The organism is Rahnella sp. WP5, assembly GCF_000745615.1.
Taxonomy (GTDB): Bacteria; Pseudomonadota; Gammaproteobacteria; order Enterobacterales; family Enterobacteriaceae; genus Rahnella; species Rahnella aceris.
Genome location: NZ_JQJR01000009.1, coordinates 318155 through 326102 on the forward strand (window position 1 = coordinate 318155; position 7948 = coordinate 326102).

Here is a 7948-nt window from a genome sequence, read left to right on the forward strand (position 1 = left end):
GATTATTCCTTTCCTGATCTGCTTTGTTGAAAGCGTTTAAATTATTAAGTGCAGGGCAGCAATACCTGCCCTGAATATGTCACGGGCTGAGGTGGCACCTGGATCTGACATTGCTGCCCGTCTCCCCAGCGAACAGTCAGGGATTTCTCGCCGGATACTCCGGCCAGGTACGCCAGACCACTGTCGCCAATCAGGCCCGCTTCAAACCCGGAACTGTTGTCGGTAACGGCGGCGCCCAGCGGCGGGTGGCTGCCATCAGCGAGGCGTATTACCGCCATCAGGCGTTCACCTTTAATGGCGCGGATTTTGCGAAAGCCTATTGCGCCTTCCGTCAGGGTTTTGCTGACCACCGAGCTGTAAACTTCCACGTCATCCGGCAAATTATTCACATCAACGCGGATATCGGAGGTCTGGTAGCTGGACACGCCATTCACAACAGCAATGCCGTAATCGTTGGTCACTGACGCACCGTCGCTGATCGGAATGCCTTTCACACCGGTTGATACCATCATGCGTGGCTCGCTGCCGGCGCTGCTCTGATGCAATGCTGCACCTGCCGCTGTCGCAGTAAACGATCCGTACCAGTTGGCATTCACTGAGCGGTAATCGTTATTTTTCACGCTGCCGTTCGCACCGAACTGACCGTACGGCGACATATGCTGATAGTTGGCGCGGAACACACCGTTACCTTTTTGCAGATCCGGGCTGCTCCCGCCCGCGCCCACGCGCCAGCTATTGTTCGGATCCTGGCTGTTGTAATACGACGCCGTTTGCGAGTAACCACTTTGCGAATCCTGCTGTGCGTCGTAGCTGATCTGTTGCCCGGAAGACAACGGCAAACTGAGCGACAGAAACATCTGATTTTCATCGGTATCGCGGTAGTTCAGCTTGCTGGCGGAAAACGTCGCAGAAATGCCGGTAAAGCGGCCGATATCGAAAATCTTGCTGACCGATACGCTGTAATTGTTACTCGCACTCTCATTCCAGTAGACCTTGTGGGTAGCAGAGAGATAGAGCGTAATCGCCGGCCACGGCAGGTACTGATTTGCCGTCACGGTGTAGGTTTGTTTGTCATCGCGGGAATAACCGTCGCCGTTCACCTTGTCGAGGTACTGGCTGAACGACATAAACGTTTTTTCCGAGAAGCGGTATCCGGCAAACGTAATCTGACTGCCGGTCGAGTCAAACCGCTTGGAGTAGTTGGCGCGGTAACTCAGCCCGGTTTGTTTCCCTGCCACCGGTACGGTCGCCGAGGAACGCGTGACATCAAAAGATACGGCACCGAGTTTTTGCAGGTTTTGCCCGACGCCGATGGCCTGCGCCTGATAGTTACCGGTGGTGCTGATCAGACCGCCGTAAAGCGAGAAATCATTCAGCGCACCCCAGGACATTTCGCCGCTGTAAAAACCCGGCTGCAAGACGTGATTGCTGCTGCCGGTGGTCGGTTTGCCCATTGCGGTTTTGAAACGCACCTGGCCTTTGCGGGTCAGGAACGGAATGGTCGCGGTGGTCACCTGATAAGTCGTCACGCTGCCGTTTTCTTCTTCGATTTTGACATCCAGCGCGCCCTGTACCGCTTCGGTCAGATCCTGAACCACAAATGGGCCCGGTGACACGTTGGTCTGATAAATCACCCGCCCGTTCTGACTGATGCTCACTTTGGCATTGGTTTTGGCGATGCCGGTGACTTGCGGCGCATAACCTCGCAACGACGGAGGCAACATGCGCTGATCGCTGTTGAGTGAAACACCGAGAAAGCGGAATGAATCGAAAATATCTGAGCTTAAATAGGTCTGCCCGCCAGTCAGGCGTGCGCCCACAGAAGGCAGCGCACGATACAGATAGGTTTGCGTCCAGGTGAATTTATCACTGGCGGGCGCGCCGGATGTGCGCCACGAAGAATACTGATAATCGGCACGGGCGCGCCACGGCCCGAGGTTAAAACCGGTAGTGCCGTAACTGCTGAAACTGGTGGTGCTGTCGCCGGACTGCGGCATGTATCGGCTGCCGAGCAGGTTGTAGTCGAGCAATGCGCCGTTGACGCCATCATCCCACTGTGAGGGCGGCACCCAGTTTTGATCGTGAAAGGTCAGCCAGGCCTGGGGAATGCTGATATTCAGCGTTTGTTTTTCCTGATCGTAACGTGCGGTGACTTCCTGCTGCTGATCGAGAGACGTGCATTCACCGTGATGCCACAAAGTCAGCTTTTCGCGCGCGTCTTTAGTGAGTTCGAATTTATCCACCAGTACCGGCGGTAAACACAGGCGGCTATTTTTCTTATCCGCAGTGGGAATATAGTGAATCACGCTTTGTTCGCCGAACGTGCGGCCATTGAGCACCACATCCAGCAGGTATTCACCGGGCGCGATATAATCGGCTACCTGAAATCGTGACAGATCGACATTATTGCGATCGGCAGAATCAATGAAGTTAACGTTAAATTCTACTGCGAAGCTTCTGACTGAAATAAAGCATCCTGACAGAAGAAAAATAAACCACAGGACATTCTTGATTTCAGCCGATGTTCTATTCATCGCAAACGACATAATAAAATCACTTCTTACTAAAATAGTAATCCACACCAATCCCTGGCGCTGGCACAGCCGAAAAATAAAGGGGAGAAAACTCCCCTAAATAGCAGCGATATTTATTTGTAGTTCAGGGCGTAAGTTGCCTGAGAAACGATCGTACCGGTTGAAACAGGCTGAGAATTGGCTTCCACGCGTGCGGCGAATACCAGCTCATTATTCCCTGTGACCAGGTTAATATCTTTAGAGGTGTCACCCACTTTCAGCAGGTCACCGTTGGCGTCAATCAGGCGGATGCCTGCGCCTTTCGCGCTGCCGGTGTTGGCCAGTAGTTCAGCGGCGCTGCTGTCAGGCGTACCCGCAAAAGAAACGGCGACTTTGGACATAGCCGGATATTGAACGGTGCCCGCCGTCTGTGCGGTCAGGTCACAATCTTGCAAATGAATGGTGTAATTCACGTTTTGAGAGTATTTATTGCCGCTTTCGAGCACCTTATTCGCGACCTGCCCCATGTTTACATTAATGTCTTCATCACCTGCGGCAATTGAGCAAGGTGCGTTAATAACCGTCCCGGTGAAATGAATACGGCCTGAACCTTGATCAGCTCCTGTCGGAGGCGTTGTATCATCTGCAAAAGCTGATGCAGAAATAAAGGCAGATAAAGCAATAACCAGTGTCTTTCTTTTGGCGTTAAACATAATAAGTCCTTGAGATTTAACGGTAGCTATTAAGCATTAAGCAGCTATTAAGCGATATTTTTCGCTGTACCGAAGAGAGCACCCCTCTCTTGCCAGATCAATATACTGATATTTTAAATTTAACGTTATAATAATTTGCCAATTGCAAATATTAAGAGTTTTACTCTCAGATTAATCTTTAAACATGCGATTTATGAAAGGAAATTAACTCAGAGGTTAAAATATCTGATATTAAATGTTCCGTAATAGATAAGAAAATTTCCACACCAAACCCTGAGTTAAGCTTTCTTTAACCAAATAATCACATTAAGAATCATATTTTTTAACTTTATCTCTTTCCTGAACTTCCCAGGCTTATGTGGACTGCTCCGCATGACGAATGAATATATCCTGCTGTTTTTTCTCCGCTTGCGTGATCTGTCCCCCAGAAAACAAACAAAGGCATACCGCAAACTACACCCAACCTTTTATTGACATATCATTAACAAATTAAAGGAGAAAAACCATGAGCCATGTTTATAAGCACCCTATTCCTGCCTCCATAGCAGAGCGTACCCTGATCACACCTGAGAAATATCAGCAGTATTATCAACAGTCTGTCGAAGATCCTGACGCATTTTGGGGTGAACAGGCCAAAGTGCTCGACTGGATTAAGCCTTTCACAAAAGTGAAAAACACTTCCTTTGCGCCGGGGAATGTCGATATTCGCTGGTTTGAGGATGGCACTCTGAATCTTGCAGCTAACTGTCTGGATCGTCATTTAAGCGACAAAGGCGATCAGACCGCGCTGATTTGGGAAGGTGATGACCCGAAAGCCGAGAATAAACACGTCACCTACAAACAGCTTCATCATGATGTTTGTCAGTTTGCTAACGTCTTAAAGGGCCTGGGCGTTAAGAAAGGGGATGTTGTCGCTATTTACATGCCTATGGTACCGGAAGCGGCTGTCGCGATGCTGGCCTGTGCCCGTATCGGTGCTGTGCATTCCGTTATCTTCGCCGGTTTCTCCCCGGAAGCTGTTGCCGGTCGCATTATCGATTCCAATGCCAGGCTGGTGATTACCGCCGACGAAGGTCTGCGCGCCGGACGTACCATTCCGCTGAAACAAAATGTGGATGATGCGCTGAAAAACCCGTCGGTCACCAGCATCACACATTCCATCATTTTCAAACGCACCGGCAAACAGGGGGAATGGAAAGAGGGTCGTGACATCTGGTGGCATGATGCAATTGAAGGCATTTCTGCAGATTGTCCGCCCGAAGAAATGAAAGCAGAAGATCCGCTTTTCATCCTTTATACCTCCGGCTCCACGGGTAAACCGAAAGGCGTATTGCATACCACGGGCGGTTATCTGGTCTATGCGGCCCTGACCTTCAAATACACCTTTGACTATCATGATGGCGATATCTACTGGTGTACGGCCGATGTCGGCTGGGTAACGGGCCACAGCTATTTGCTCTACGGCCCGCTGGCGTGCGGAGCCATCAGCCTGATGTTTGAAGGTGTACCAAATTATCCGACACCGGCCCGTATGGCGCAGGTTATTGATAAACACAAGGTAAATATCCTTTATACCGCACCTACGGCGATCCGCGCACTGATGGCTGAAGGGGATAAAGCCATTGAGGGCACCAGCCGTGCTTCACTGCGGATCATGGGGTCAGTTGGCGAACCAATTAACCCGGAAGCCTGGGAGTGGTACTACAGGACTATTGGTAACAGCCAGTGCCCGATTGTCGATACCTGGTGGCAAACCGAAACCGGCGGTTTCATGATAACCCCGCTGCCGGGTGCCACTGAGCTGAAAGCGGGTTCGGCAACGCGGCCGTTCTTCGGTGTTCAGCCTGCTCTGGTAGACAACGAAGGCGTTCCTCAGGAAGGAGCATGCGAAGGCAATCTGGTCATCACCGATTCTTGGCCGGGTCAGGCGCGTACACTGTTTGGTGACCATGAACGTTTCGAGCAGACCTATTTCTCCACGTTTAAAAATATGTACTTTAGCGGTGACGGTGCGCGTCGTGACGAAGACGGTTATTACTGGATAACAGGCCGTGTTGATGACGTGCTCAATATTTCCGGCCATCGCCTTGGGACGGCTGAAATTGAATCAGCATTAGTTTCTCACCCTAAAATTGCAGAAGCCGCCGTTGTGGGTATTCCGCATAACATTAAAGGTCAGGCTATTTACGCCTACATCACACTGAATCACGGCGAAGAACCGTCACCAGAACTCTATACCGAAGTACGCAACTGGGTGCGTAAAGAGATAGGGTCCATTGCCACGCCTGACATTCTTCACTGGACTGATTCGTTGCCAAAAACCCGTTCCGGCAAAATTATGCGTCGTATTCTGCGCAAAATTGCAGCCGGAGACACAAGCAATCTGGGAGATACCTCTACGCTGGCGGATCCGGGCGTAGTCGATAAATTGCTGGAAGAAAAACAATCAATGAAAGTACCGTCGTAATTTTTCACCGCCCTGGCGCGGTGAACTCTATCAATGCCTCACAGGAGTCACTGAGATGAATGATCTCATTTATCAGAGAGTTGTAAGTAATCCGCGCTTCAGGGAACTGGTGCAAAAACGCAGTCGTTTTGCCTGGCTTCTGTCAGGCATCACACTGGTTCTGTATGTCGCTTTCATTTTACTGATTGCGTTCGATCCACAGTGGCTGGGAACACCTCTCTATGACGGTGCCACCATCACCCGCGGCATTCCCGTGGGCGTGGGGCTGATCGTTATTTCCTTCGTGCTGACTGGAATTTACGTCATTCGCGCGAACGGCGAGTTTGACCGCCTGACGGCAGATATTATCCGCGAGGTGCAGCCATGATCGCACGTCGCGGCTCTCTTCTTTTACTGATGTTATCCCTCACCTTCCCGTTCAGTTTGCTTGCTGCGGAGGGCATCGCCGGGGAAGTTAAACGTCAGCCTCTTAATATTGAAGCTATCGTAATGTTCGTGCTGTTTGTTGGCGCGACTTTATATATCACCTATTGGGCATCAAAGCGTACACGGTCCCGCCAGGACTACTATACAGCTGGCGGCCGCATTACTGGCCTGCAAAACGGTATGGCAATTGCTGGCGATTTCATGTCTGCCGCTTCTTTCCTGGGTATCTCCGCACTGGTTTATACCTCCGGTTATGATGGCCTGATCTATTCCATCGGTTTCCTGATCGGCTGGCCAATCATTTTGTTCCTGATTGCCGAACGCCTGCGTAATTTGGGGAAATATACCTTCGCAGATGTCGCGTCATACCGGTTGAAACAGAAACCAATCCGGCTGCTTTCAGCCTGCGGTTCGCTGGTGGTTGTTGCGCTTTATCTGATCGCACAAATGGTCGGTGCCGGTAAGTTAATCCAGCTATTGTTTGGGCTTAACTATCATGTCGCAGTGATCCTGGTTGGGATCCTGATGGTACTCTACGTGTTGTTTGGCGGAATGCTGGCGACGACCTGGGTACAAATCATCAAAGCTATCCTGTTGCTGGCCGGTGCGACATTCATGGCGATTATGGTCATGAGATCTGTCGGCTTCAACTTTAATACCCTCTTTACTCAGGCGGTCGCCGTCCACTCTAAAGGGATTGCAATCATGAGCCCGGGAGGACTGGTTTCAGATCCGATATCCGCCCTGTCTCTGGGGCTTGCACTGATGTTCGGTACCGCCGGTTTACCCCATATTCTGATGCGGTTCTTCACCGTCAATGATGCCAAAGAAGCCAGGAAAAGCGTGTTCTATGCTACTGGCTTTATCGGTTACTTCTACATTTTGACCTTCATTATCGGTTTCGGTGCTATTGTTCTGGTCAGCTCAAACCCGGCGTTTAAAGATGCCAGCGGTATATTACTCGGCGGTAATAATATGGCAGCCGTGCATTTAGCGGATGCGGTCGGTGGAAGTTTCTTCCTCGGATTTATCTCTGCCGTGGCTTTCGCAACCATTTTAGCGGTGGTCGCGGGCTTAACGCTGGCAGGGGCTTCGGCGGTCTCTCATGATCTGTATGCGAGCGTCATCAAGGACGGTAAAGCAACAGAACGTGATGAGTTAAGGGTTTCGAAGATCACCGTTGTTCTGCTTGGTATCGTCGCCATCGCGTTGGGTATTCTGTTTGAAAAACAGAATATTGCATTCATGGTTGGATTAGCGTTCTCCATTGCTGCGAGCTGCAATTTCCCCATTATTCTGCTCTCAATGTACTGGTCTAAACTGACAACGCGCGGGGCAATGATTGGCGGATGGCTCGGCTTACTTACAGCAGTCATATTGATGATTCTCGGGCCAACTATCTGGGTCCAGATCTTAGGACATGCTAAGCCCATTTATCCTTACGAATACCCCGCGCTGTTCTCGATGATTGTTGCTTTTGCCGGTACCTGGTTCTTCTCGATTACAGATAACTCACTGGAAGGACAGAAAGAAAGGGAGCGTTTCTACCCTCAGTTTGTGCGGTCACAAACAGGGATCGGGATCTCGCAAAGCTCTAATCACTGATGAGTAGAGCGCAGAAATAGAAAAGGCCATCCTGAGGATGGCCTTTTGTTTGAATATTGCGTGCCTAATCGCTGATCCGTAGAACAAAAAGACAAAAGCCCTGCACATTGTGCAGGGCTTTTGTCTTTTTTTGATGCCTGGCAGTTCCCTACTCTCGCATGGGGAGACCCCACACTACCATCGGCGCTACGGCGTTTCACTTCTGAGTTCGGCATGGGGTCAGG

Annotated in this window: 5 protein-coding genes and 1 rRNA gene; 3 read left to right on the top strand and 3 right to left on the bottom strand. The window is 50.6% G+C overall.

Features of this window, described 5'->3' with window-relative positions:
* Positions 1-44 precede the first annotated feature (44 nt).
* Positions 45-2546 carry a fimbria/pilus outer membrane usher protein gene (locus EX31_RS09030; RefSeq protein ID WP_037034315.1) on the bottom strand — a complete coding sequence of 834 codons (2502 nt, stop codon included), beginning with the start codon at positions 2544-2546 and terminating at the stop codon, positions 45-47.
* A gap of 101 nt (positions 2547-2647) precedes the next feature.
* The gene (locus EX31_RS09035; protein ID WP_013573724.1) at positions 2648-3226 is read right to left on the bottom strand and encodes a fimbrial protein; all 579 of its coding nucleotides are present in this window, start codon (positions 3224-3226) and stop codon (positions 2648-2650) included.
* Positions 3227-3731: 505 nt separating this feature from the next.
* On the opposite strand from EX31_RS09035, the gene acs reads away from it, so the two are divergent.
* Genes acs through actP form a run of 3 tightly spaced genes read left to right on the top strand, consistent with a single transcriptional unit; the run spans position 3732 to position 7724 of the window.
* Complete coding sequence (acs, locus tag EX31_RS09040; RefSeq protein ID WP_037034316.1) at positions 3732-5693, top strand: acetate--CoA ligase; 1962 nt, start codon at positions 3732-3734, stop codon at positions 5691-5693.
* Positions 5694-5748: 55 nt separating this feature from the next.
* On the top strand, positions 5749-6060 hold the full coding sequence (locus EX31_RS09045; protein ID WP_013573722.1) for a DUF485 domain-containing protein: 312 nt from the start codon (positions 5749-5751) through the stop codon (positions 6058-6060).
* A 29-nt stretch (positions 6061-6089) separates the two neighbouring features.
* Positions 6090-7724: a cation/acetate symporter ActP gene (actP, locus tag EX31_RS09050; protein ID WP_167686169.1), complete on the top strand. Its 1635-nt coding sequence runs from the start codon at positions 6090-6092 to the stop codon at positions 7722-7724.
* A gap of 135 nt (positions 7725-7859) precedes the next feature.
* On the opposite strand, the gene rrf is transcribed toward actP, so the two are convergent.
* Positions 7860-7948, bottom strand: a 5S ribosomal RNA gene (gene rrf / locus EX31_RS24945); the annotation flags it as partial.

Bases quoted from the DNA above. Each gene is read 5' to 3' on its own strand.
- acs (WP_037034316.1), top strand. From the start codon at position 3,732: ATGAGCCATGTTTATAAGCACCCTATTCCTGCCTCCATAGCAGAGCGT.
- EX31_RS09030 (WP_037034315.1), bottom strand. From the start codon at position 2,546: ATGTCGTTTGCGATGAATAGAACATCGGCTGAAATCAAGAATGTCCTG.
- actP (WP_167686169.1), top strand. From the start codon at position 6,090: ATGTTATCCCTCACCTTCCCGTTCAGTTTGCTTGCTGCGGAGGGCATC.
- EX31_RS09045 (WP_013573722.1), top strand. From the start codon at position 5,749: ATGAATGATCTCATTTATCAGAGAGTTGTAAGTAATCCGCGCTTCAGG.
- EX31_RS09035 (WP_013573724.1), bottom strand. From the start codon at position 3,226: ATGTTTAACGCCAAAAGAAAGACACTGGTTATTGCTTTATCTGCCTTT.